Raw genomic sequence first — 22,989 nt, 5'->3', positions numbered from 1 at the left:
CTTCGAGCAGGCATGATTTCGTCGCAGGTACGACGACGGAGTGGCGGGGACACGCCGCCCGAGCAGGGGGCAGGGGGAGCCGTGGCACACCGCAGGCTCGGATTCTGGCGACGTTTCGCGGCGTTCCTGGTGATCCCGACGCTGAAGGTCTGGACCAAGCGGACGTGGCTCAACAAGGAGAACATCCCGCCGTCCGGCGGCGTCATCATCGCGCCCAACCACGTGTCACACTTCGACCCGGTCGTCGTCGGCTACTACATCTTCAGTGCCGGCCGCTGGCCCCGCTTCCTGGGCAAGGCCAGCCTGTGGAAGGTGCCGTTGCTCGGCGGCTTTCTCCGCAAGGTCCAGCAGATCCCCGTCGAACGCGGCAGTGTCGAGGCGGTGAAGTCCCTCGACGTGCTCGTCGACGCCCTCCAGCAGGGCGGTGTCGTGGTCATCTACCCCGAGGGCACGACCACCCGCGAGCCCGACCTGTGGCCGATGCGCGGCAAGACCGGGGCGGCCCGCTTGGCCCTGGTCACCGGAGCTCCGGTGATCCCGATGGCCAACTGGGGAGCGGAGCAGATCTTCGACCCGCGGACGAGCAAACTGCGTTTCCGGCGTACGCAGGTGACCGTCACCACCGGCCGGCCGGTGGACCTGAGCCAGTGGGCCGGGGCCACCCCGACCCGGGCCGTGCTCGAGCAGATGACCGACGCGATCATGCAGGACATCAGCGTCCTCCTCGGCGACCTGCGCGGCGAGAAGCCGCCGGCCGTCCTCTACGACCGGCCGCGCCGCCCGATCTCGCGCACCGAGGGCCTGTCGCGCACCGAGGACCTCGGATGAGCCGGGCCGCGGTGATCGGGGCCGGTGCCTGGGGCACGGCCTTCGCCAAGATGCTGGCCGAGGCCGGGGCCGAGGTCACGATGTGGGCCCGGCGCGAGGCCGTCGTCGCCTCGATCCGCGACCACCACCTCAACGAGGGCGCGCTGCCCGGGCTCAAACTGCCCGAGCGCATCACCGCCACCGGCGACGTCGCCGAGGCGGTGGCCGGGGCCGAGATCGTGGCCATCGCGGTGCCGTCACAGACTCTGCGCGGCAACCTCGCCGAGTGGGCGGGCGCCTTCGAGCCCGGCTCGACGATCGTCTCGCTGATGAAGGGCATCGAGCTCGGCACCACCAAGCGGATGAGCCAGGTGATCGTCGAGACCGCCCGGGTCGACGCCAGCCGGGTGGTGGTCGTCTCGGGCCCCAACCTGGCGCCCGAGATCGCCGCCGAGCAGCCCGCCGCAACCGTGGTGGCCGGCACCGACCACGACCGGTGCCGGGCCGTGCAGCACGCGATCGCGCTGCCCTACATGCGTCCCTACACGAGCGAGGACGTGGTCGGCTGCGAACTGGGTGGCGCCGTCAAGAACGTGATCGCCCTCGCGTACGGGATGGCCGCCGCCATGGGACTGGGCGACAACACAAAAGCGTCCCTGATCACCCGCGGCCTGGCCGAGACCGCCCGTCTGGGCGTGGCACTCGGTGCCGACCCGCTCACCTTCGCCGGTCTGGCCGGGCTGGGCGACCTGGTCGCCACGTGTTCGTCGCCACTGTCGCGCAACCGCACGTTCGGCGAGCAACTGGGCCTGGGTAAGACTCTGGAGCAGGCTCAGGCGGCCGCCCGGCAGACCGCCGAGGGAGTCAAGAGCTGCTTGGCGATCCGCGATCTGGCCCGCGCCCACGCGGTCGAGGTGCCGATCACCGAGCAGGTCGAGCGCGTGTGCCACGAGGGAGTGGACCCGCGGGTGGCCGTCAAACTGCTGATGGGCCGCGAGATCAAGCCGGAATGAGCCTCGGCCCGTTCCTTTTACGGAGAACAAGATGAGCTACTCGGACGGAACGCGGGTTGTGCACGCCGGACTGCCGGAGGCCGAGGCGGGGGATCCGTTCCTGCCCGGGCCGGTCTTCGCGGCGCCCTATCACCTCGACCCCGAGCAGGGGCAGATCGGCGACAACGGGTACGGGCGTCCGGACAACCCGACCCGCCGCCTGCTCGAGTCGGCCATCGGCGAGCTCGAAGGCGGCCGTACGCTGGCCTTCGCGAGCGGCCAGGCGGCGATCACCGCCCTGTTGCTCTCGGTGCTGCGCAGTGGCGACACCGTGGTCCTGCCCTCCGACGGATACTTCACGGTGCGCAGCTTCGCCGAGAGCACCCTGCGCGACCTCGGGGTGACCACAGTCGTGGCCCCCACCGCCGGACCGTATCCGGACTTCACCGGCGTACGTCTGGTGCTGCTCGAAACCCCGGCCAACCCCGGCCTCGACGTCTGCGACATCACCGCGGTGGCCGCGGCCGCGCACGCGGCCGGCGCGCTGGTCGCCGTGGACAACACCACCGCCACGCCACTGGGACAGAACCCGCTGGCCCTCGGGGCCGACCTGGTCGTCGCCTCCGGCACCAAGGCGCTGACCGGCCACTCCGACGTGCTCCTGGGCTACGTCTCGACCAACGACGACGCGGTGTACGACAAGATCGAGACCTGGCGCAAGCACACCGGGGCCGTCCCCGGCGCCTTCGACGCGTGGCTGGCCCACCGCTCGATCGCCACCCTCGACCTGCGCCTGGCCCGCCAGAGCCAGAACGCGGCCGCCGTGGCCGCCCTCCTGAGCGGTCGCCCGGACGTGACCGGAGTGCGCTGGCCCGGCCTGCACTCGGATCCGTCGTACGACGTGGCGTCCCGCCAGATGCGCCGCATCCCCGGGGTCGTCTCGTTCGACCTGGGCGACGCCCAGCGGGTGGCCCGCTTCCTGACCGCGGCCGCCCTCGTCTTCGCGGCCACGTCGTTCGGCGGCGTCCACACGACGGCCGACCGCCGGGCCCAGTGGGGCGACGACACCTCACCCGGCTTCGTCCGCCTGTCCTGCGGAATCGAGGACACGGTGGACCTCCTGGCCGACCTGACCGCGGCACTGGACCAGGCCTGACCCCCATGCCGTCCCCGGCGGGATACGGTGCCGGGGTGAGTTGGGACAGCTTCTCCGGTGACCAGGTGGCGGCCATGACGCAGGGCGAGAGCTTCTTCGCGTCCCCCGGCGAGCGCGAGTGCCCCGCGTGCGGCGAGAAGACCCTGCGGGCCTACGTCAACGCCCCCGAGAACGCCCGCCGGCCCACCCTGGTGAGCTACGTCTGGTGCTCGTCGTGCCGCAAGTTCGTCGGCACCCGGGCCAAACACCCGGAGGGCCTCGTCTTCAGCGACCCGCTGGCCGCCCTGCCGGCCGGCGAGCGCCGCGAGCTCGAACGCAGCCTGGTCGGATTCCTGGACCATCTGGACACCCTCTGGGACGACGGCGTCCTGCCCCAGACCTTCGCCGCCTGATCCCGGAAACCATGCGGGGTTGGCCGGTGCTGGTTCGGCCGGGTACTGGCATCCGGGTAGCCGGCATCCGGGTGGTGAACGGGCGCTGCGGCGAACGGGTGCGGTCGGCGTGGTTGTCATTGGCGTCGGTGGAACAGGTTGCGGCGGGCGAGTTGCTCAGGATCGATCGTGGGCGGAGGGATGAAGTCGGGGAGGCTGTCCTCGCCCAGGCGGATCCGCCAGCCGGCGGTGGGATGGTGAACCACGCGGTGGTGGTGGCGGCAGAGCAGGACCAGGTTGTCCAAGCTCGTCGGGCCGCCGTCGGTCCAGGCGGTGATGTGATGCGCGTCGGTCCATCGGGGCGGCCGATCGCAGTCGGGGAAAGCGCAGCCGCGGTCACGGATGTGCAGGGCCCGTCGCAGCGGACCGCCGGCGAGTCGGCGGGTGCGGCCGGCGTCGAGGATCTGCCCGGCGCCACCGAGCACGATCGGCAGGATCCGGGCGTCACAGGCCAACCGGCGGGCAGCCTCGGCCGGCAACCGGACACCTGTGTCGGTGGTGGCGGTGCCGAGGGTGCGCGTGAGTGGGTCGTACGCGACCGTGATCGCCAGCTGCGGCAATTCGCCACCGTCGGCGGGCAGGGTCGCGGTGCTCAAGGCCAACCGGCAGATGTCGGTCAGGGCGTCGGCGCGGCGCTGCGCCGGTGATCGGTCGTCGGCGGGCATCGGTCCGCACAACGGGTGCAGAGCAGCCTGCACTGTGGCCGCGTCCTCCACGGTGAGCATCCCGGACAGCCGCACCAGGCCGTCGACCGGCAGCGACAGGGTGAGGCCACGGTGCCGGCGGGCGCGGGTCTCCTGCCGGGCCAGCGCAACCTGATCGACCCGCTCGGCCAGAGCGGGGGCCACGTGCGCGACGATCCGCTCACCGACCCGGCGCAGCTGGAAGGCCGACAAGCGGCCGGCCATCTCGATCATCGTGTCCTCGGCCTGCCGGGCGAGCGCGGCGGCGTCGGCCAGGCTGATCTCGTCGATCTCGGCGAGGGCCTCGGGCAGGTCATGGATGGTCGCCGCGATCACGGTGGCCTGCCGCAGATCGGTGCGGCCGTCCAGAACCGCCTGCTGCACGGTGGGATGCCGGTCGAGGGTGGCGGCGCGGTCGGCCAGCTCCCGCGCCGGCTGCGGATCGAGGGTGAGCAGACTGCGCAGCCATCGGGCCGTGCCGCGGTGGCCGTGCGCGGCAGGCAGATCGCGGGCGGTCACCTCTTGCACCAGTCGCACCTGCAGGGCTGCGGCGGCCTGCTCGAGGCGGTAGGCCGCTCGCAGCGTGCCGGTCAGCTCGTCGTCGGCCAGCGGCCACACCGAAGCCGCGGCGAGCTTCGCCGCGTCTTCACCGAGCTGCTGCACGTCGACCAACATGGGGACCATCTTCGAACACACGTACGACATTTTTGGCCCACGGCAGCGGCCGAGGAGATCGACATCCACCATCTGAACTCAGGCTTCGAGGGCTGCACGAAGGCTTGACGCCCTGACTCCGAAGGTCCTACGGTTCATTGCATGAGTAATGAACCCCCTAAGTAGGGAGGCTCGGGTGTTTCACGACCGGAGCCCGATCTATGTGCAGATCGCCGACGGCATCAAGAACGACATCCTCGGCGGCTCACTCGAGGAGGACGAGCAGGTCATGTCCACCAATCAGTACGCGGCCTTCTACCGGATCAACCCCGCCACCGCGGCCAAGGGCTTCGCCCAGCTCGTCGACGAGGGGGTCCTCTACAAGAAGCGGGGGATCGGCATGTTCGTGAGCCCCGACGCCCGCGGCAAGTTGCGAGCGGCCCGACGCGAGCGGTTCTTCGCCGAGGTGGTCGAGCCGATGCTCGACGAGGCGGAACGGGTGGGCATCAGCACCGACGAGATCACGCACTACCTGGGGAGCCGTCGATGATCGAGTTGCGCGGGGTGACCGTCCGCTACGGCGAAACCGTGGCGGTCGACGCGATCGATCTCGAGCTGCCGCCGGGCAAGATCTACGGACTGCTCGGCCGCAACGGGTCGGGTAAGACCAGCCTGCTCAGCGCTCTCGCGTCCTACCGCAAGCCGTCGGCCGGCGCGGTCTTCGTGGATGGCGAGCCGGCCTTCGAGAACCCGCGCGTGGTGCGGCAGACGAGCTTCATCCGCGACACCCTCGATCTCAACGACTCCGACCGCGTCCGGACCGCGCTCGACATCGCCTCCTGGCTGCGACCGACGTGGGACGCGGACTATGCGGCGAAGCTGGTCGACGTCTTTCAGCTCGACACCCGCAAACGCGTCTCGAGCCTCTCCCGCGGCCAGCGCTCGATGCTCGGCGTGGTGCTCGGTCTCGCGTCCCGGGCGGCACTGACCATCCTGGACGAGAGTTACCTGGGCATGGACGCTGTGGCCCGCACCCTCTTCTACCGCGAGCTGCTGGCCGACTATCTGGCCCACCCGCGGACGATCGTCCTCTCCACTCACCTGATCGACGAGGTGGCCGACCTCTTCGAGCGGGTCATCATCATGGACCGCGGCCGGATCCTGCTGCACGACGAAACCGATTCCCTGCGCGGCCGGGGTGTCACCGTGACCGGGCAGGCCGAACGGGTCACCGCTTTCGCGGCCGGGCACACCGTGCTGGGGGAGCAGAGTCTGGGCGGCGTCCGGGCCCTGACACTCGACGGCCGGCTCGACCCCGGCGACATCCTGCTCGGCGAGCGCGAGGGCCTCACGTTCGGCCCGCTCGGCCTGCAGGACCTGTTCGTCCACCTCACCTCGCAGCAGCCCCTGGAGGCGTCGCGATGAGCGTCACCGCTGTCCTGCTCCGGCTCTTCAAGCCCATCGTGCTCTGGGTGCTGGCCATCCTGACCGCGGTCGAGGTCATCGCCGTGGTCGCGATCCTGTCGGTCGGACCGATCAAGTTCAGCTTCTGGCTGGTCGTCTTCGGCGCGGCGGCGAAATACTGGCCGCTCGTCGCCGGGATCCTGCTCGTCAGCATGTATTTCCGGCTTTTCGCGTCCAACGGGATCACCCGCCACGAGTTTCTCCGCGGGCTGGCGGTCTTCTGGCTCGGCATCATCTTCGTGGTGGCGGCCCTGGTGGTTCTGGGGCATGCCGCCGAGAGCGTCGTGCTGGGTCTGCTCGACCAGCGGGGTGACGGCTATCCCGTGTTCCGCTTCGGCGAGGCGGCGTCCGAGTTCTTCCACGTGCTGCCGGGCACGGCGGGGTATCTCACGTCGGGCATCCTGATCGCGGCCGGGTTCTACCGTTTCCGGCCGTGGACCGGCGTGCTGTTGATCATCCCCGGGGCGGTGCCGGCCGGCGTCGCCGAGGGGCTGATCAAGATTGACGAGTTCGGCCACCTGACGCAGCGGCTGCCGCTCGCGATCGCGCTGACGATTTCGCTTGCGGCCACAGTCGCCGGCGGCCTCGCCACCCACCGCCTCATGCGAGACGTCGCCATCCGCCGAGCGACCGGTTGAGCCGCCGCCGGTTGAGCCGCCGCCGGTTGAGCCGCGGCCGGTGAGCCGCGGCCGGTGAAGCCGCGGCCGGTTGAGCCGCGGCCGGTTGAGCCGGTCGCCGGTTGAGGGGCGGCTGGTTCAGGCGGAGTCGGCGAGGAGGGAGGGGTGGGTGGCGGCGAAGTCGTACAGCCAGTCCTGGGTCACTGGCATCTCGGTGCCGCCGGTGACGCGGCTCAGGGCCTCGCCCGGGGCGATGCCGAGCAGCACCAAGGTGGTGCACGCCAGCAGCGTCGATCGGCCTATCCCGCCGAAGCACTGGGTCACGACGAACCGGCCTGACCGCACCTCGCCGGCCAGCTTGCTCGCCAGGGCGACCACCTGGACCGCCTCGTCGCGCGGGACGCCGCCGTCCGGCACCGGGAACGAGACGAACTCGAGGCCGTACGCGGCGGCCGCCGTGGCGGTGTCGCCGAAGCCCAGCCGGTACTGCTCGTTCGCGGTCAGCGCCGAGACGAGGACGTTCACCCCGGCGCGGGCGAGAGCACCGAAATGCTCGACCGGCCAGGCGTCCGCGCGCGGGTGCGCGATGGTCGCGAGTTGCCCGGGCCCCGGCCCGGCGATCACGTGGAGTGCTGCTCTCATGAACTGCCCGTTCCCCTGTCCCGGCCCCGAGGCCGGGTGATCCCGCGAGTGGCTAACGCAGAGTAGGGTTCCCCCCGGCAAGCCCGCTAGCGAGAGGCCCAAAGAAAGTGACGACCCCTCGAAAAATCCGCGTCGCGATCGTCTTCGGCGGTCGCAGCAGCGAGCACGCGATCTCGTGTGTGAGCGCCGGCAGCATCCTGCGCGCGCTCGACCCGGACCAGTACGAGGTGCTCCCGGTCGGCATCACCCGTGAGGGCCGATGGGTGCTCTCCGGGGACGACCCGTCCACCTTCGCCATCACCGGCCGGACGCTGCCCGAGATCACCGCGGCCAGCGGCAGCGGGGTCGTGCTCGCCGCCGACCCGACGGCCACCGAGCTGATCGTCCGCGAGCCCACCGACGGCTTCTCGTCGCTGGCCGGGGTCGACGTGGTCTTCCCGGTGCTGCACGGCGCCTACGGCGAGGACGGCACCATCCAGGGCCTGCTCGAAATGGCCGGCTTGCCCTATGTGGGCGCCAACGTCTTCGCCTCGGCGGCGGCCATGGACAAGGAGTTCACCAAGAAGCTCGCGCTCGCCGAGGGCATCCCGGTGGGCCCGTACGCTGTGCTGCGCGCCGGCGTCTCCCTGAGCGAGGCCGACAAGGAGCGCCTGGGCCTGCCCGTCTTCGTGAAGCCGTCCCGGGCCGGCTCGTCGCACGGCATCACCAAGGTCTCCGACTGGGCCGACCTCGACGACGCGGTGGCCACCGCCCGCCGGATCGACCCCAAGGTGCTCGTCGAGGCCGCGATCGTCGGCCGCGAGATCGAGTGCGGTGTGCTCGAGGGCGAGGCCGGCGGCACGCCGGAGGCGTCCCTGCTGGCCGAGATCCACGTCGGCGACCACGACTGGTACGACTTCGAGGCTAAGTACCTGGGCGGCGGCCGCTACGACATCCCGGCCGACCTGCCCGCCGAGGTGACCCGCCAGGTGCAGGAGTACGCGCGCCGCACCTTCACCGCGCTCGACTGCGCCGGCCTGGCCCGGGTCGACTTCTTCGTCACCGCCGACCATCAGGTCTACCTCAACGAGATCAACACGATGCCCGGCATGACCCCGACGTCGATGTTCCCGTTGATGTGGGCGGCCACCGGCCTCGAATACCCCAAGGTGGTCGACCGCCTGATCCGCACCGCCCTGCGTCGCGGTTCAGGCCTGCACTAGAGACGAAGCGCCAGGGACCAAGCGCCAGGGAGAAAGCTCCTAGCCCTTACAGCCGGACGGGACGCCCTTGGTGGTGGACTTGACGGTCTTGACCACCGGCTCGGAGAATTCGTTGGCCCACTGCCCGGTCTGGTCGTAACTGCCCGGCACGCTCACCTGCACGGCGACCTCACGGTCCATCGTGGTGAAGACGTCGGTGGCCGGGCCGTCCGCGGCCCACCAGCAGACGCCGTCCATCGCGAGCATCGTGGAGTCGAGCGGCACGCAACCGTCGTGGCCGCCGTCGATCCGCTCGCACATCGTCGGTTGCGTCACACCACAGGCGAGGGTGATCGGCGGTTCACCCCAGGCCGCGTTCTGCTCGGGGCCGGCGGTCACCTTACGACCGGCCAGCCCCCGCAACTCGGTCGGCAGCTGCGAGGTCACCGCGAGGCACACCTGGGTCGTGCGCTCGTCGAGCTTGGGTGCGGCCATCCGTACGGGCGTGGACGGCACCGCGGCCGGCGCCGAGGCCGACGGCGTGGCCTGCGTCCCGGCGTCCTCCGGGGTGATTTGCCAGAACGCCACGAGACCCACGATCACGGCCACCGGAACGGCGACCAGAGTGGCCCACAGGGCCGCGCTGCGCGTCGCCGGATCCGGTTTCTTGGCGTTCGCCGGGGGAGTCTCCACGTCGACCATGCTCAGAGGTTTACCACGGAGCAGGTGAGCGTCCGCATGATGCCCGGTACGTACTGGACCTTGCTCACAATGAGGCCACCGAGGTCGTCGACGGTGTGCGCCTCGGCCAGAACCACCACGTCATAGGGTCCGGTGACAGCGTCGACGCGCACCACACCAGGAATTTTGCCGATCGCGGCGGCCACGTCATGGGCCTTTCCGACCCCGGTCTGGATCAGGATGTATGCCTGTACCACGCTCCGACTCCATTCCGCCTCCGCCGTAACCCGAACGTGAAACTACCGTAAGAATCCGTCCGACAGCGGGACGCATCCGGAACGAAAGGCCACACAAGTGAGCATCGCCGAGGCCGGGGAGTTCGGGCTGATCGCCCGGGTGATCGCCCGGCTGGAGAATGGTCCGACGACATTGCTGGGTCCCGGTGACGACAGCGCCATCGTCGCCGCGCCCGACGGACGGATCGTGGCCTCCACCGATGTCCTCGTCGAGGGCCACCATTTCCGCCGCGACTGGTCCTCCGGGGCCGACGTGGGCCACCGGGCGGCCGGCGCCAACCTGGCCGACATAGCGGCCATGGGGGCGACGCCGACCGCCCTGCTCGTCGGCCTGTGCGCGCCGGCCGATCTCGACGTGAGCTGGGCCGAGGATCTGGCCGACGGTCTCGCGGCCGAGGCGTCCCTGGTCGGCGCGAGCGTCGTCGGCGGGGACATGTCGTCCAGCCCCACCCTGACCATCGCCGTGACCGCCCTGGGCGATCTCGGCGGCCGCAAGCCCGTCCTGCGCAGCGGGGCCGAGCCCGGTGACGTGATCGCCTTGGCCGGGCGTCTCGGTCACGCGGCGGCGGGCTACACGGTGCTGTCCCGCGGTTTCCGTACGCCGAAGGCGCTGGTCGAGGCGTATCGGCGCCCCTCCGTCCCGTACGCCGCCGGGCCGGCCGCCTCCCGCGCGGGCGCGACCGCGATGATCGACGTCTCCGACGGCCTGCTGCAGGACCTGGGGCACATCGCGACGGCCAGCGTGGTCGGCGTGGACGTCAGCACCGAGGCGTTCGAGGTGTCCCAGCAGATGCGCGACGCCGCGACCGCTCTCGGCGTCGACCCGTTGCAGTGGATCCTTGGCGGTGGCGACGATCACGCGCTGGTGGCGACGTTCCCGTCCGGCGTCGAGCTTCCGGAGGGCTGGCAGGCGATCGGCGTGGTCCACGAGGGCACCGGCGTCACCGTCGACCGCAAGCCGTGGAGCGGCCCGCTGGGCTGGGACCACTTCCGCTGATTAGTCTTGTCTGTCGTGCCAGAAATCAAGATCAGGCAGGCCGACTACGCCGATCCGGCCGTCCGGGCGCTGCTGGTTGATGTGTTCGCCGAGCTCGCGGAGCGCTACGGCGGCTCCGGGGACGACACGCCCATCGCCGACGACGACTTCACCCCGCCGAACGGCGCTTTCCTCGTCGCCGACGACGGCGAGCGTCTGGTGGCGTGTGCCGGTTGGCGCCGCCACCAGGGCGACGCGGAGCTGAAGCGCATGTTCACCGCCCGGGCCGTCCGCGGTCAGGGCCTGGGCCGCCGCATGCTGGCGGCCATCGAGGAGTCGGCCCGAGCCGCCGGCTGCCCCCGGGTGATCCTGGAGACCGGCGACAAGCAGCCCGAGGCGATCGCGCTCTACGAATCGGCCGGCTACGTCCGCATCGAGGATTTCGGCTACTACCGGGGCCAGGAGGGCGTCCTGTCCTACGCCAAGCCGGTCTGACAAGCGGCCGCAACAGAACCAACCCCCTCGGCCAGGCGGCCGAGGGGGTTGGTCAAAAAGCCTGAATCAGGCGCGGACGACCTTGCCGCCCTTGATGCACGAAGTGCAAACCTTGAGCTTCTTGGTCGTGCCACCACCGGCGGGGGTGCGCACCGACTGGATATTGGGATTCCAGCGGCGGTTGGTCCGCCGGTGCGAGTGGGACACGTTGTGGCCGAAGCCCGGTCCCTTGCCACAGACGTCGCACACGCTAGCCACGGGATAACTCCTGGGTCGAAACGAAACTGAAGGCGCCCAGCGAACACCGCCGCGCAGGCAACCCGGCAAGGTTACCCGATGCCGGCCCCGAACAGCGAATCGCCCCCGCACACCCCCCGCCGAGGCCTGTTGTCCGCAGGTACGACAGCGCGGTCCGGTGTTCGTACCGAGAAGTTGTCAGTGTTGGTTAGTACGATTTTCGCGTGCTCGAGACGCTGGACGCCGCAGCCGTCCGCCGCTGGTGCGGTGGCGGGCTGGTGGCGTTGCGGGCTCATCAGCGCGAGATCGACGAGCTGAACGTCTATCCCGTGCCCGACGGCGACACCGGCACCAACCTGGTGCTCACCCTCACTTCGGCCCAGGAGGCTCTCGAGCGGCCCGACCTCGACCCGGCGTCGACCGGGGCGAGCACGGCCGAGGCGGCCGCCCCGGCGAATGCCTTGCGTCGCATGGCCCGGGGGGCCCTGCTCGGCGCCCGGGGCAACTCCGGCGTGATCGTCTCGCAGATTCTGCGGGGCATGGCCGACAGCGTCGGCGCCGTGGCCGCCGTCCGGGGTGCCGAGCTGGCCCGGGCGTTGCGTTCCGCCTCCGAGGCGGCCTATGCCGCGGTCGCCCGCCCGGTCGAGGGCACGGTCCTGACCGTCGCCGCGGCTGCCGCCGACGCCGCGGCCCGCCTCAAGTCCGACGACCTGGTCGCCGTGGCCCGCGCGGCCGCCCGGGCCGCCGCCGAGGCTCTGGCCCGCACCCCGCAGCAGTTGCCCGCTCTGGCCCGGGCCGGGGTGGTCGACGCCGGCGGCCGCGGCCTGGTCGTCCTGCTGGAGGCTCTGGTCGAGGCCCTGTCCCCGACGACCGGCCGCCCCCTTCCCGCGGCCGGGTCCGACGCCCCGCGCCCAGACGGCGAAATCAGCCCGGCACGCGAGCGGGAGGGCCTCTGGGGTTACGAGGTCCAATACCTGCTCGACGCCGAGGCCCCGGCGGTCGAGCGGCTCCGGGCCGATCTGGCCGCCCTCGGTGACTCGCTGGTCGTGGTCGGCACCGGCGACCCGGGCCTGGCCACCTGGAATGTGCACGTCCACGTCGCGGCGGCGGCCATCGGTCCCGCGATGGAGGCCGGCATCCGGGCCGGGCGCCCGCACGCCATCACCGTCACCCCGCTCGACGACCACCAGCACGATCACCCGCCGGACGAGCACGCCGCCCCGCAACGCGAGCACACCGCCCCGCAACGCGAGCACACCGCCCCGCAACGCGAGCACACCGCCCCGCAACGCGAGCACACCGCCCGGCAACGCGAGCGCACCGCCGCGCAAAGCGAGCGCGCCGCTGTCGTGGTGGCCGCGGGTGACGGGCTGACCGCGATCTTCGAAGCCGAGGGCGCCCTCGTCGTCGGCCGCAACCCGTCCACCCGCGAGATGCTCGAGGCCGTCCACGCCTCCGGGGCCGGCTCCGTCGTGCTCCTGCCCAACGACGCCAACACCCAGGCCGTCGCCGTCACCGCCGCCCGTGAGGCCGAGACCGCCGGCCTGCGGGTCAGCGTGGTGCCGACCCGTTCCCCGGTCCAGGCGCTGGCCGCCCTGGCCGTCCGCGATCCCCAGCGCCCGTTCGCCGACGATGTGATCGCCATGGCCGAGGCGGCCGGCGCCTGCCGTTACGGCGAGGTCTGCACCGCCCGCCGCGACTCGCTCACCGTCGCCGGGCCGTGCCGGGCCGGCGACCTGCTCGGGCTGGTCGACGGCGAGGTGCACGTGATCGGCGACGACCTGGCCGAGGTCAGCGCCCACCTGCTCGACCGCATGCTCGGCGGCGGCGGCGAGCTGGCCACCCTCGTCCTCGGGGCCGACGCCCCGCCCGCGCTCGAGGAAGCCCTCCGTGCGCACGTCGGCCGCTTGTGGCCGTTCGTCGAGCTGCACTGCTACACGGGCGGGCAACCGCGCTACCACCTGCTGGTTGGAGTGGAATGACCGAGATCGAGACCGAGACCAGGATCACGACGGACACCCCGCTCGACAAGGTGCTCAAGAAGAACGAGGCCAAGGCGCTCGCGACCCACCTCGACCTGCACACGGCGGGCGACCTGATCTACCACTTCCCGCGCCGCTACGACAAGCGGGGTGAGGAGACAGCCATCCACGGCCTGGAGATCGGCGAGCAGGCCACCGTGCTGGCCCAGGTCCAGGCGGTCACCGTCAAGCCGATGCGCCAGCGCCGGGGCAACATCCTCGAGCTCATCCTCGGCGACGACTCGGGCGCCACTCTCACCTGCACCTTCTTCGGCCAGGCGTGGCGCGAGCGCGAGCTCAAGCGCGGCCGCTGGGGCCTGTTCGCCGGCAAGGTGTCCGACTTCCGCGGCAAGCTCCAGCTGGTCAGTCCGTCCTATCAGCTGCTCAGCGTCGACGCCACGCAGGACGAGGCGGCCGAGGAGATCGAGGAGTTCGCGGGCGCGCTGATCCCGGTCTATCCGGCGTCGCAGGCCGTGCCGACGTGGGTCATCGCCCGCTGTGTCCGCACGCTGCTCGAGAGGTTCGACCCGCCGGCTGATCCGCTGCCGGCCACCGTCCGGGCCAAACGCAATCTCGTCGGCATCGGCTCGGCGCTGCGCGAGATCCACCGGCCGAGCACCGAGGAAGCCCTCCGATGGGCGAAATACCGCCTCAAGTGGGACGAGGCCTTCGCCGTCCAGCTGACCCTGGTGCAGCGCCGCGCCCGGGCCGCCGCCGCTCCCGGCCGCGCCCGTCCGCGGGTCGACGGCGGCATCCTGGCCAAGTTCGACGCCGGCCTTCCGTACGAGTTGACCGAGGGCCAGGCCACGGTCGGCGCGGAGATCGCCGCCGATCTGGCCCAGCCGCACCCGATGCACCGCCTCCTGCAGGGTGAGGTCGGTTCCGGCAAGACCCTCGTCTCGGTGCGGGCAATGCTCCAGGTTGTCGACTCGGGGGGCCAGGCCGCCCTGCTCGCTCCCACCGAGGTCCTGGCCACACAGCATTACCGCAGCATCGGCGCGCAGCTCGGCGCCCTGGGCCGGGCCGGTGAGATCGACGGCGACCCGGCCGGCACCCAGCTCACCCTGGTCACCGGCTCGCTCGGTGCCGCCGCTCGGCGGGCCGCGCTGGCCAAGGTGGCCGACGGCACGGCCGGCATCGTCATCGGCACGCACGCCCTGCTCTACGAGGGCGTCGACTTCCACGATCTGGGCCTGGTGGTCGTCGACGAGCAGCACCGGTTCGGCGTCGAGCAGCGGGACGCCCTGCGGGCCAAGGCCGCCCAACCGCCGCACGTCCTGGTCATGACGGCCACCCCGATTCCCCGGACGGTCGCCATGACCGTCTACGGCGACCTCGAGACGTCCGTGTTGTCGCAGCTCCCGCGGGGCCGCTCACCGATCGCGTCGCACGTCGTGCCGCCCGAGAAGCCGGCCTTCCTCGACCGGGCCTGGCGCCGGTTGCGCGAGGAGGTCCAGGCCGGCCATCAGGCGTACGTGGTCTGTCCGCGCATCGGCACGGCCGAGGGTGACGAGGAGGAGCCACCGGGCGACAACGAGCCGGCCCGGCGCCCGCCCCTGGCCGTGCTCGAGGTCGCGCCGATCCTCGAGGAGGGTCCGCTGCACGGCCTGCGCATCGGCATCCTGCACGGCAAGCTGCCGGCCGACGAGAAGGACGCGGTGATGCGCAAGTTCGCCGCCGGCGACCTCGACGTGCTGGTGGCGACCACGGTGATCGAGGTCGGCGTCGATGTGCCCAATTCCACCGTCATGGTCATCATGGACGCCGACCGGTTCGGTGTCTCCCAGCTGCACCAGCTGCGGGGCCGGGTCGGCCGGGGTTCCGCGGCGGGCATCTGCCTGCTGGTCACCGAGTCGGTCGAGGGCACCGCGGCCCGCGAGCGCCTGGCCGCCGTGGCGTCGACGACCGACGGCTTCAAGCTCAGCGAGATCGACCTCGAGCAGCGCCGGGAGGGTGACGTGCTGGGCGCCTCCCAGTCCGGCAAGAACTCGCACCTGCGCCTGCTGTCCCTGATCACCGACTCGAAACTGATCACCGAGGCTCGCGCCGAGGCCGGCGAGCTGGTCGGTGACGATCCCGATCTGACGAAATACCCCGCCCTCGCCGCCTCCGTGGCCGCCCTGGTCGACGAAGAGCGAGCCGAATACCTGGAGAAGGGTTGATCCTGCACATCGTTCCCCGCGCCACCTGGGAGGCCGCGCAGCAAGCCGGCGTCTACGAGGGCGACACCCTGGCCACCCAGGGCTTCATCCACTGCTCCACCGAGCACCAGGCCCACCTGCCCGCCACGGCTCTCTTCCGGGGCCGCGACGACCTCCTGCTGCTGGTGATCGACGAGTCCCGCCTGCCGGTCCCGATCACCTGGGAGCAGGGCGATCCACCGGCCGCCGACGGCAGCCCCTTCCCCCACCTGTACGCGCCCCTCCCGCTCGACGCGGTGGCGGCGATCAAGGAATACCGCCCCGAGCCGGACGGCTCGTTCGCACCGCCGCGGCTCTGAGCACCCGGACACAAAAGAAAAGGCGCGCCGACCGGAGCCGGCGCGCCTTTCTCGTTTGCTGCTATCAGGCGGTGAACTTCACCTTGCGGCGACGGGCCAGGATGAAGAGCACGGCCCCGGCGGCCAGCAGGAGGGCCGCGCCACCGGCGATGCTGCCGGCGACCGGACCGGTGACGGGGAGGCCGCCACCCTCACCCGGGGTGGACTCGGTCGGGGTCGGGGTGGGCGTCGAGGTCGCGTCGCAGTCCTCGGGCTTCTTCAGCTCGTCCCACTTGAGGGGCTCCTGCGCCTCACCGTTGATGGTGGCGTTGATGACGAGGCCCTTCTCACCCTTGACGGTGAGAGTCTTCTCCTCGCCGGCCTTGGCGACCAGGGTCTTCGTCGCGCCCTTGTTGGACTTGAGCACGAGGGTGAAGGTCTCGGTGCCCTCGGTGTTGTCGATGCCGAAGATCAGCGAGTCACAGGTGACCTCGTACCCGATCTCGGTCTGACCCTCGGACGGCGGGGTGCAGTCCGCCGGCTTCTCCCACTTGCCCTCGAGGATCGGCTTGTCGCTCGACTTCTCGGTGACGACGACCTTCGCGGCGTTCTCGGCCGGGATGTCGAGGGTGGCGGGCTTGTCGCCGGCCTTGACGGTCACGGTCTTCTCGAAGCCCTTCGAGCCCTTGACCGTGAACTCGGCGTCGGCCTTGGCGTCCTCGCCGTTGGTCAGGGTGACGGTCACGCCGTCACAGGTCGAGGCGAGCGACGCGTCCGGCTCGGCGGTCGGCGTCTCCTCCTTGGAGCAGGTGCCGCGGAACTTGACGAAGCCCTTGCGGTGCTCGTACTCGATCCACTCGTCGCTCCACTTGACCTGGACCTCGAGCTTCGCGAACCGGGTGTCGCCGGGAACCCGCTGGACGCCCTTGAGCGGCTCGTTGCTCTTGTGCGGGAAGGCCGGGTCGGCGTCGTCCGGGGTGTGCACGATGCCCTCGACGGGCGTCGGCTTCGACTCGACCAGCAGGAACCGGTAGTTCTCGGCGCCCCGCTCGTTGCCGTTGTCGGTGTTCACTTCCCAGTCGACGACCCACTCACCGGTCGCCGTGTCGCACCAAGGGGTGCCCTTGACATCGCTGCTGTGGGCGCTCGCGGGCGCGGCGAAGAACGCGACACCGGCAAAGCCGATGAGCGTTCCCGCGACCACGGCGGTTGCGCGCCGCAGCTTGGACTTCAGCAGGTTCACGCCTACTCCTGTCTGGGGAAATCAGGGGTACGGCACAAGGAAGCGGCGCGGGCCGGTCGCCGGCGGTAAAGGGGCGATGGCCTGCGACGACGCCTCCCCGCGTCGTCGGCCGACAATCGGTGGAGTGTCGGCAACAGCGCCTGACCATAACGACTTACGGGAATCTGGGAAATCCCTCAGAGCCCCTTAAAGGTCTTGATGCGGATCCGTGATTTTCCATGGACCGAACGGAATCGGATCGATGCTCACAGTCGCCGTCCGATGCGGAATTGTTCACTCGGCGGTCGCGGTCGGTAAGCAGTGAAGTAGCTTCGAGTCGTGTTCACCGCAGACCCACGCGAGGGCTCATGACCAGGATCATCGCGGGCGCGCACGGCGGCCGCCGACTGTCCGCACCGGCCGGTGCGCTGACTCGCCCGACGACGGATCGGGTCCGCGAGGCGTTCTTCAGTGCGCTCGACTCCATGATCGACCTGGAGGACGTCCGGTTCGCCGACCTTTACGCCGGTTCGGGGGCGGTCGGTCTCGAGGCGCTCTCCCGGGGGGCCGCGCACACCCTTCTGGTCGAGGCCGACGCCCGCGCCGCGCGCACGATCCGCGACAACATCGTGACGCTCCGGGTCGGCAACGCCGCCCGGCTGATCACCGGCAAGGTGGCCCAGGTGGTGGCCGGCCCGCCCGACGGCGGTGCCTACGACGTCGTGTTCGCCGACCCGCCGTACGACGTGACCGACCGCGACCTCATCGACGTGCAGCAATCTATGATCGACTTCGGCTGGCTGGCTCCCGGCGCGGTGATCGTCCTCGAGCGGGCCACCCGCGGAGGCGCGGTGACCTGGGTGGACGGCATCACTGCGGACCGCAGTCGCCGTTACGGCGAGACCACACTTTGGTACGGTCGCCGATCATGAGACGAGCGGTGTGTCCCGGCTCCTTCGACCCGGTCACCAACGGCCACCTCGACATCGTCGGCCGGGCCAGCCGGCTGTTCGACGAGGTGATCATCGGCGTGCTGATCAACCAGTCGAAGACCGGCCTCTTCACGATCGAGGAACGGATCGAGATGCTCGGCCAGGCCACCGCCTCGTACGAGAATGTCCGGGTCGCCTCGTTCCACGGCCTGCTCGTCGACTTCTGCCGGTCCCAGGGCGCGGCCGTGGTGATCAAGGGCCTGCGGGCGGTCAGCGACTTCGACTACGAGTTGCAGATGGCGCAGATGAACATCGGGCTCTCCGGCGTGGAGACCCTCTTCATGCCGACCAACCCGCTCTACTCTTTCCTCTCGTCGAGCCTCGTCAAGGATGTCGTGAAGTGGGGTGGCGACGCCTCGGCGTACGTGCCGGACTTCGTCGGCGAGCGATTGGTCACCCGCCTCAAGCAGAATTGACCGCTCGGCGTGCCCGACGCGGCCACGGCGGTGACGCAGTAACGTGATCGCACCACCCTGCGTGGCGAGTTCAGGCCAAGGGCGAGTTCAGGTCAAGGGCGAGTTCAGGACAGGAGAGCACCGGTGGATCCGCTCGACCGCATCGACGAGATCATCGAAATCGTGCAGGAGTCCCGCTCCGTGCCCATGTCGCGGACCAACTTCATGTACGACCGGGCCGAGATGATCGAACGTCTCGACGACCTGCGTGCCGAGTTGCCGTCCGAGCTGCGCAAGGCCGCCGCGGTGCTCGAGGAGCGCGACCGGATCATCGAGGCCGGCCGCCGTGAGGCCGACCGCATCATCAGCGAGGGTGAGACCGAACACGCCCGGCTGGTCTCGGTCAACGAGATCACCGTCTCGTCCGAGCACGAGGGCGCCCGTATCGTGGCCGAGGCCCGCACCGAGGCCCAGCGCCTGCGTGAGGAGGTCGACGACTACGTCGACACCGCACTGGCCAACTTCGAGCAGTTCCTGACCAGGGCGCTGGCCTCGATAGAGCGCGGCCGCGACAAAATGCACGCGCTCCGCGAGATCGGAACCTTCCAGGGGGAAGACAGCGAGCGTCCTCTGCCGTTCTAACAGAGCCCGGCCCGTCAGGAGTCCGGGCGCACATGACCCGGATTCGACGGTACGGCGGCAGCTCAGGTAACCTTTCCTGTCGGCCTACCCATGGCTGAGGAATAACGATGCCCAAGTCACCACAGTCACACCTGGACCCCAGGCAGCCGCTCGTCGTCGACACGACGAAACTTCCACGGCAGCCTGGTGCGACGCGTGCCCTGAAAAGGGTGATCCCGGCACCGAAGGACCTCGGCTTGGAGCTGATCTCGGTCCTCGAGGGGTCGGACGTCGAGCTCGACATGACGCTCACGTCGGTCTCCGAGGGGGTCTATGTCAGCGGTAGCGCCCGCGGTTCGCTCACCGGCGAGTGCGGTCGCTGCCTCAACGAGATCAACGAGTCCTTCGAGGTCAAGATCGCGGAGTTGTTCGCCTATGCGGACAGCACCACCGAGGAGACGACGGACGAGGACGAGGTGGGCCGGATGCAGGGCGACCTGCTCGACCTGGAGCCGGCTTTGCGGGACGCGGTGGTTTTGATGCTGCCGACCAACCCGCTGTGCCGGCCGGACTGTCCCGGCCTGTGCCCCGAGTGCGGGGTGCACTTCGACGACCTTCCGGCCGATCACAGCCACGAGGTCGTCGACGCCCGTTGGGCCGCTTTGCGCACCATTTCGACTGAGCCGTCCCAAACGGCTTCGCCGCAGCAAGATTCTGAGGAGTAGGTACCGTGGCCGTCCCCAAGCGCAAGATGTCGCGCAGCAACACCCGGTCCCGCCGGGCGAACTGGAAGGCGACCGCGGTCCAGACCGTGGCCTGCCCCCAGTGCAAGTCGCCGCACCTGCCGCACACTGCGTGCGGGGTCTGCGGCACCTACAACGGCCGCCAGGTCCTCGAGGTCTGAGCCTCTTCTAAGTGACTCGCCCGAACGGGCGGGTCGCGCCTGAGCACCAGCGACCGAGCGGTGCCCCGGCTGCCCGACAGGTGACTGTCGGACAGCCGGGCACCGCGCGGATCGCCGTCGACCTCCTCGGCGGGGACCATGCTCCCGCCGTCGTGGTTGACGGCGCTCTGCTCGCCTGTCAGGCCGATCCGGCCCTGCACCTGCTGCTCGTCGGCCCGCTGGAAGCAGCCGACGAGATTCTTGGCGCCCTCCCACCGGCCGATCACGCGAGGATCAGCACGCTGCCCATCGCCCCCGGTGACCGGGTGGAGAGCTGGGTCGAGTCCGGGGTGCGCTCCGCCGTGCTGGCCGTCGCCCAGGGCGCGGCCGACGCGGTGATCTCGGCCGGCAACACCGGAGCCACCGTGACCTCGGCCGCCCTCGGCCTGGGCCGCCGTCCCGGCGTGCGCCGTCCCCCGCTGGCCGCCGTGCTGCCCACGCTGGCCGGGCGGATCGTCCTGCTCGACGTGGGCTCGTCGGTCGACCCCGACGAGGAGACCGTCGCCATGCACGCCCGGCTCGGTTCCGCGTACGCGTCGGTGGTCCACGGCCTGGCCGAGCCCCGCGTCGGACTGCTCACCATCGGCACCGAGCGCGGCAAGGGCGACCGCCTCCGCCGCGCCCTCCCACCCCTGCTGGCCGAGCTCGACCTGCCCGGCGGGGGCCGCTACGTCGGCCTGATCGAGGGCAACGACGTGGTCACCGGCACCGTCGCCGATGTCGTCGTGACCGACGGCTTCACCGGGAACGTGCTGCTCAAGGGCCTGGAGACGGTGTACGCCGAACTCGGCCCACCACAGCCCGACACCCCGGTCCGCGCCGCCCTGCTGCTCGGTGTCGAGGGCACCGTGGTCGTCTGCCACGGTGCCGCCACCGGCCCGGAGCTCGCCGCCGGGATCGCCTTCGCCGCCCAGCTTCATCGCCAAGCCGCGGTCGCGGCGATGGCCGAGATCGAAACACACCGAGGTGTTTTATGAACGACAAGCGCCGCCGGCCGCCGACCCTGCCCCTGGAGGAGGCCTTCGGCGTCCCCCTCGAGCCGGATCTGCTCGAGCGGGCCCTGACCCACCGCTCCTACGCGTACGAGAACGGTGGGCTGCCGACCAACGAGCGCCTCGAGTTCCTGGGCGACTCGGTGCTCGGCGTCGTGATCACCTCGGCGCTCTTCCACAACCACCCCGACCTGCCCGAGGGGCAACTGGCCAAGCTGCGGGCCAGCGTGGTCAACATGCACGCGCTGGCCGACGTGGCCCGCGGCCTGGGCGAGTACGGGCTGGGCCGGCACCTGCTGCTCGGCAAGGGCGAGGAGACGACCGGCGGGCGCGACAAGGCGAGCATCCTGGCCGACACGCTGGAGGCGCTGCTCGGCGCGATCTATCTGGAGCACGGCCTGGACGTCGCGGGCGAGGTGATCCACAAGCTCTTCGACCCGCTGATGGCCGAGTCGGCCGGTCGCGGCGCCGCGCTCGACTGGAAGACCAGCCTGCAGGAGCTCACCGCGGCGCTCGGTCTCGGGGTGCCCGACTACGTGATCGAGGATTCCGGCCCCGACCACGCCAAGACCTTCACCGCCTGGGTGGTGGTGGCCGGCGAGCGCTACGGCGGCTCCGAGGGCCGCAGCAAGAAGCAGGCCGAGCAGCGGGCCGCCGCGGCCGCCTGGCGGATCCTGACCGAGCGCACCAGCGAGCCCGACGGCAGCCTGCTGGACAAGCTCGGGGACAAGCCGGGGGACAAGCCGGGGGACGAGCCGCGGGACGAGCCGCGGGACGAGCCGCGGGACGAGCCGGGGGACGAGGCCGAGCCCGGGGACGAAGCCGGCCGGTGAGCGTGACCGTGGAGGACGAAGCCGAACAGGCCGAGCGCCCCCGGCTCTGGGAGCTGGCCGGCGCCTGGCGCGGTGTGGGCCTGGCGGTCGGCATCTTCGCGCTGACCCGCGTGGCTCAGCTGATCATCCTGGGGTGGCTCGACGCGGCCGACGACGACCCGATCGGCATCCGGGACCGCCTGCTGGTCTGGGACGCGGGCTGGTTCCTGCGGGTCGCCGTCGACGGCTATCCGCACGGTTACACGTATCAGGGTGGTCAGCTCCAGGGCAATGAGCTGGCCTTCTTCCCGGTCTACCCGATGCTCATCCGGCTGGTGGCGGCGCTCGGCATCCCGGCCACCACGGCCGCCCTGATGGTCAGCTGGCTGGCGTCGATCGGGGCCGCCGTCGCGGTCCACCTGCTCGGCACGTCGCTCTACGGCAAGCGGACCGGGTGGGCGCTGGTCGCCATCTGCTTCAGCGCCCCGGTCGCGATCGTCTTCTCGATGGCGTACTCGGAAGGGGTCTTCCTGGCCCTGGTGGCCGGGATGCTGGTCGCCGCCCATCGGCGTGTGTGGTGGGCGGCCGGGCTCCTCGGACTGCTCACGGCACTGACCCGGCCGACCGGCGCCGCCGCGGCCGTCGCCCTGGCCGTGGCCGCGCTGCTGGCGGTCCGCGAGTCGCGGGCGAAGGCCTGGCAGCCGATCACCGCCGCGGTGGTGGCGCTGGCCGGAGTGCCGCTCTTCCTCATCTGGGTCGGCTGGCGGGTCGGTGACCCGGCGGCGTGGTTCCGCATCCAGGCCGCGGGCTGGGGCACCGCCTTCGACTTAGGGTCGAGCACGGCGTCCTTCGTGAGCTCGACGCTGAGCACCGGCGACGGCTGGGTGCCGGTCAGCGTGGCCCTGATCCTGCTGGCCGCCCTGGCCGCGGCCGGGGTCGCCCTGGCCCAGCGCCCGTGGCCCCCGCTCGCCGTCTACGGCGTCATCGCCATGGTGCTGGTCTATGGGCAGGCCGGGTTCTACCACTCGAAGCCGCGCCTGCTGGCCCCCGTACTGTTGACTCTGCTCCCGGCCGCGGTGGCCGCCGCCCGGGCCCGGCCGCGGGTCGCGGTGGTATCGATCGTGGCCTGGGCTTTGTTCGGTCTCTGGTACGGCGCCTATCTGGTGACCGTCTGGCCCTACACCTTGTGAGTCCGGAGGA

27 protein-coding genes are annotated in these 22,989 nt (G+C 70.9%); 21 read left to right on the top strand and 6 right to left on the bottom strand.

The features are described from left to right. Positions 1-81: 81 nt before the first annotated feature. The 4 genes from NAG42_RS01155 to NAG42_RS01140 are packed head-to-tail and all read left to right on the top strand — an operon-like array spanning position 82 to position 3,347. The gene (locus tag NAG42_RS01155) at positions 82-828 is read left to right on the top strand and encodes a lysophospholipid acyltransferase family protein (protein WP_250027330.1); all 747 of its coding nucleotides are present in this window, start codon (positions 82-84) and stop codon (positions 826-828) included. Then, positions 825-1,820, top strand: coding sequence for an NAD(P)H-dependent glycerol-3-phosphate dehydrogenase (locus NAG42_RS01150; protein WP_250027329.1), 996 nt, complete (start codon positions 825-827; stop codon positions 1,818-1,820). The genes NAG42_RS01155 and NAG42_RS01150 overlap by 4 nt, the downstream gene beginning before the upstream one ends. Positions 1,821-1,851: 31 nt before the next feature. Continuing rightward, positions 1,852-2,955: a cystathionine gamma-lyase gene (locus tag NAG42_RS01145; RefSeq protein WP_250027328.1), complete on the top strand. Its 1,104-nt coding sequence runs from the start codon at positions 1,852-1,854 to the stop codon at positions 2,953-2,955. A 35-nt stretch (positions 2,956-2,990) separates the two neighbouring features. Beyond that, on the top strand, positions 2,991-3,347 hold the full coding sequence (locus tag NAG42_RS01140; RefSeq protein WP_250027327.1) for a hypothetical protein: 357 nt from the start codon (positions 2,991-2,993) through the stop codon (positions 3,345-3,347). Between the two features lie 116 nt (positions 3,348-3,463). On the opposite strand, the gene NAG42_RS01135 is transcribed toward NAG42_RS01140, so the two are convergent. Then, positions 3,464-4,744 carry an HNH endonuclease signature motif containing protein gene (locus NAG42_RS01135; RefSeq protein WP_250027326.1) on the bottom strand — a complete coding sequence of 427 codons (1,281 nt, stop codon included), beginning with the start codon at positions 4,742-4,744 and terminating at the stop codon, positions 3,464-3,466. 175 nt (positions 4,745-4,919) lie between these two features. Between NAG42_RS01135 and NAG42_RS01130 the strand changes: the two genes are divergently transcribed. The 3 genes from NAG42_RS01130 to NAG42_RS01120 are packed head-to-tail and all read left to right on the top strand — an operon-like array spanning position 4,920 to position 6,825. Continuing rightward, entirely contained in the window at positions 4,920-5,273 is a 354-nt protein-coding gene (locus NAG42_RS01130) for a GntR family transcriptional regulator (protein WP_250027325.1), read from the top strand. Beyond that, entirely contained in the window at positions 5,270-6,148 is an 879-nt protein-coding gene (locus tag NAG42_RS01125) for an ABC transporter ATP-binding protein (RefSeq protein WP_250027324.1), read from the top strand. Before NAG42_RS01130 ends, NAG42_RS01125 begins: the two co-directional genes overlap by 4 nt. Beyond that, the gene (locus tag NAG42_RS01120; protein WP_250027323.1) at positions 6,145-6,825 is read left to right on the top strand and encodes a hypothetical protein; all 681 of its coding nucleotides are present in this window, start codon (positions 6,145-6,147) and stop codon (positions 6,823-6,825) included. The genes NAG42_RS01125 and NAG42_RS01120 overlap by 4 nt, the downstream gene beginning before the upstream one ends. 117 nt (positions 6,826-6,942) lie before the next feature. Here the strand turns inward: NAG42_RS01120 and NAG42_RS01115 are convergent, their stop codons facing one another. After that, a complete protein-coding gene (locus NAG42_RS01115) occupies positions 6,943-7,446 on the bottom strand; it encodes a protein-tyrosine phosphatase family protein (protein ID WP_250027322.1) in 504 nt (167 codons plus the stop codon). A gap of 107 nt (positions 7,447-7,553) precedes the next feature. Between NAG42_RS01115 and NAG42_RS01110 the strand changes: the two genes are divergently transcribed. Further along, positions 7,554-8,648: a D-alanine--D-alanine ligase family protein gene (locus NAG42_RS01110; protein ID WP_250027321.1), complete on the top strand. Its 1,095-nt coding sequence runs from the start codon at positions 7,554-7,556 to the stop codon at positions 8,646-8,648. Between the two features lie 39 nt (positions 8,649-8,687). Here the strand turns inward: NAG42_RS01110 and NAG42_RS01105 are convergent, their stop codons facing one another. Both NAG42_RS01105 and NAG42_RS01100 read right to left on the bottom strand, forming a co-directional pair. Then, on the bottom strand, positions 8,688-9,329 hold the full coding sequence (locus NAG42_RS01105; RefSeq protein ID WP_250027320.1) for a DUF3515 family protein: 642 nt from the start codon (positions 9,327-9,329) through the stop codon (positions 8,688-8,690). A gap of 2 nt (positions 9,330-9,331) precedes the next feature. After that, positions 9,332-9,565, bottom strand: a complete 234-nt coding sequence (locus NAG42_RS01100; RefSeq protein WP_250027319.1) for an Lrp/AsnC ligand binding domain-containing protein — start codon at positions 9,563-9,565, stop codon at positions 9,332-9,334. Between the two features lie 97 nt (positions 9,566-9,662). Here NAG42_RS01100 and NAG42_RS01095 point away from each other — a divergent pair, with 97 nt between their 5' ends. After that, the gene (locus NAG42_RS01095; protein ID WP_250027318.1) at positions 9,663-10,601 is read left to right on the top strand and encodes a thiamine-phosphate kinase; all 939 of its coding nucleotides are present in this window, start codon (positions 9,663-9,665) and stop codon (positions 10,599-10,601) included. A 15-nt stretch (positions 10,602-10,616) separates the two neighbouring features. Continuing rightward, positions 10,617-11,075, top strand: a complete 459-nt coding sequence (locus tag NAG42_RS01090) for a GNAT family N-acetyltransferase (protein WP_250027317.1) — start codon at positions 10,617-10,619, stop codon at positions 11,073-11,075. Between the two features lie 66 nt (positions 11,076-11,141). Here the strand turns inward: NAG42_RS01090 and rpmB are convergent, their stop codons facing one another. Beyond that, positions 11,142-11,333, bottom strand: a complete 192-nt coding sequence (gene rpmB / locus NAG42_RS01085; RefSeq protein ID WP_250027316.1) for a 50S ribosomal protein L28 — start codon at positions 11,331-11,333, stop codon at positions 11,142-11,144. Between the two features lie 203 nt (positions 11,334-11,536). Between rpmB and NAG42_RS01080 the strand changes: the two genes are divergently transcribed. Genes NAG42_RS01080 through NAG42_RS01070 form a run of 3 tightly spaced genes read left to right on the top strand, consistent with a single transcriptional unit; the run spans position 11,537 to position 15,833 of the window. Further along, positions 11,537-13,294, top strand: coding sequence for a DAK2 domain-containing protein (locus tag NAG42_RS01080; protein WP_250027315.1), 1,758 nt, complete (start codon positions 11,537-11,539; stop codon positions 13,292-13,294). After that, positions 13,291-15,495, top strand: coding sequence for an ATP-dependent DNA helicase RecG (recG, locus tag NAG42_RS01075; RefSeq protein WP_250027314.1), 2,205 nt, complete (start codon positions 13,291-13,293; stop codon positions 15,493-15,495). The genes NAG42_RS01080 and recG overlap by 4 nt, the downstream gene beginning before the upstream one ends. After that, positions 15,492-15,833, top strand: coding sequence for a DUF952 domain-containing protein (locus tag NAG42_RS01070; RefSeq protein WP_250027313.1), 342 nt, complete (start codon positions 15,492-15,494; stop codon positions 15,831-15,833). The genes recG and NAG42_RS01070 overlap by 4 nt, the downstream gene beginning before the upstream one ends. Positions 15,834-15,897: 64 nt before the next feature. Here NAG42_RS01070 and NAG42_RS01065 read toward each other — a convergent pair whose 3' ends face one another. Further along, on the bottom strand, positions 15,898-17,055 hold the full coding sequence (locus NAG42_RS01065) for a cell wall anchor protein (RefSeq protein ID WP_250027312.1): 1,158 nt from the start codon (positions 17,053-17,055) through the stop codon (positions 15,898-15,900). Positions 17,056-17,402: 347 nt separating this feature from the next. Here NAG42_RS01065 and rsmD point away from each other — a divergent pair, with 347 nt between their 5' ends. From rsmD to NAG42_RS01025, 8 genes are all read left to right on the top strand, one after another. Then, the gene (gene rsmD / locus NAG42_RS01060) at positions 17,403-17,966 is read left to right on the top strand and encodes a 16S rRNA (guanine(966)-N(2))-methyltransferase RsmD (protein WP_250027311.1); all 564 of its coding nucleotides are present in this window, start codon (positions 17,403-17,405) and stop codon (positions 17,964-17,966) included. Next, positions 17,963-18,442: a pantetheine-phosphate adenylyltransferase gene (coaD, locus tag NAG42_RS01055; RefSeq protein ID WP_250027310.1), complete on the top strand. Its 480-nt coding sequence runs from the start codon at positions 17,963-17,965 to the stop codon at positions 18,440-18,442. Before rsmD ends, coaD begins: the two co-directional genes overlap by 4 nt. 123 nt (positions 18,443-18,565) lie before the next feature. Then, positions 18,566-19,063, top strand: coding sequence for an ATP synthase subunit B family protein (locus tag NAG42_RS01050; protein ID WP_250027309.1), 498 nt, complete (start codon positions 18,566-18,568; stop codon positions 19,061-19,063). 107 nt (positions 19,064-19,170) lie between these two features. Further along, a complete protein-coding gene (locus tag NAG42_RS01045) occupies positions 19,171-19,767 on the top strand; it encodes a YceD family protein (protein WP_250027308.1) in 597 nt (198 codons plus the stop codon). Positions 19,768-19,772: 5 nt separating this feature from the next. Beyond that, on the top strand, positions 19,773-19,946 hold the full coding sequence (rpmF, locus tag NAG42_RS01040; protein WP_097318372.1) for a 50S ribosomal protein L32: 174 nt from the start codon (positions 19,773-19,775) through the stop codon (positions 19,944-19,946). Positions 19,947-20,026: 80 nt separating this feature from the next. Then, positions 20,027-20,962, top strand: coding sequence for a phosphate acyltransferase PlsX (locus tag NAG42_RS01035; RefSeq protein ID WP_250027307.1), 936 nt, complete (start codon positions 20,027-20,029; stop codon positions 20,960-20,962). Then, positions 20,959-21,810 (top strand): ribonuclease III, encoded by an 852-nt coding sequence (gene rnc / locus NAG42_RS01030; RefSeq protein ID WP_250027306.1) that lies wholly within the window; start codon positions 20,959-20,961, stop codon positions 21,808-21,810. Before NAG42_RS01035 ends, rnc begins: the two co-directional genes overlap by 4 nt. Next, entirely contained in the window at positions 21,807-22,979 is a 1,173-nt protein-coding gene (locus NAG42_RS01025; protein WP_250027305.1) for a hypothetical protein, read from the top strand. Before rnc ends, NAG42_RS01025 begins: the two co-directional genes overlap by 4 nt. Positions 22,980-22,989: the final 10 nt, after the last annotated feature.

The sequence above is a fragment of the Paractinoplanes maris genome (assembly GCF_023544465.1).
Lineage (GTDB): Bacteria > Actinomycetota > Actinomycetes > Mycobacteriales > Micromonosporaceae > Actinoplanes > Actinoplanes maris.
The sequence above is the reverse complement of the archived record's forward strand: the minus strand, read 5'-3'. Positions and strand labels throughout refer to the sequence as shown.

Coding starts and splice junctions, on each gene's coding strand:
- NAG42_RS01150 (WP_250027329.1), top strand. CDS start 825: ATGAGCCGGGCCGCGGTGATCGGGGCCGGTGCCTGGGGCACGGCCTTC.
- NAG42_RS01145 (WP_250027328.1), top strand. CDS start 1,852: ATGAGCTACTCGGACGGAACGCGGGTTGTGCACGCCGGACTGCCGGAG.
- NAG42_RS01135 (WP_250027326.1), bottom strand. CDS start 4,744: ATGTTGGTCGACGTGCAGCAGCTCGGTGAAGACGCGGCGAAGCTCGCC.
- NAG42_RS01125 (WP_250027324.1), top strand. CDS start 5,270: ATGATCGAGTTGCGCGGGGTGACCGTCCGCTACGGCGAAACCGTGGCG.
- NAG42_RS01120 (WP_250027323.1), top strand. CDS start 6,145: ATGAGCGTCACCGCTGTCCTGCTCCGGCTCTTCAAGCCCATCGTGCTC.
- NAG42_RS01115 (WP_250027322.1), bottom strand. CDS start 7,446: ATGAGAGCAGCACTCCACGTGATCGCCGGGCCGGGGCCCGGGCAACTC.
- NAG42_RS01105 (WP_250027320.1), bottom strand. CDS start 9,329: ATGGTCGACGTGGAGACTCCCCCGGCGAACGCCAAGAAACCGGATCCG.
- recG (WP_250027314.1), top strand. CDS start 13,291: ATGACCGAGATCGAGACCGAGACCAGGATCACGACGGACACCCCGCTC.
- rsmD (WP_250027311.1), top strand. CDS start 17,403: ATGACCAGGATCATCGCGGGCGCGCACGGCGGCCGCCGACTGTCCGCA.
- coaD (WP_250027310.1), top strand. CDS start 17,963: ATGAGACGAGCGGTGTGTCCCGGCTCCTTCGACCCGGTCACCAACGGC.
- NAG42_RS01045 (WP_250027308.1), top strand. CDS start 19,171: ATGCCCAAGTCACCACAGTCACACCTGGACCCCAGGCAGCCGCTCGTC.
- rnc (WP_250027306.1), top strand. CDS start 20,959: ATGAACGACAAGCGCCGCCGGCCGCCGACCCTGCCCCTGGAGGAGGCC.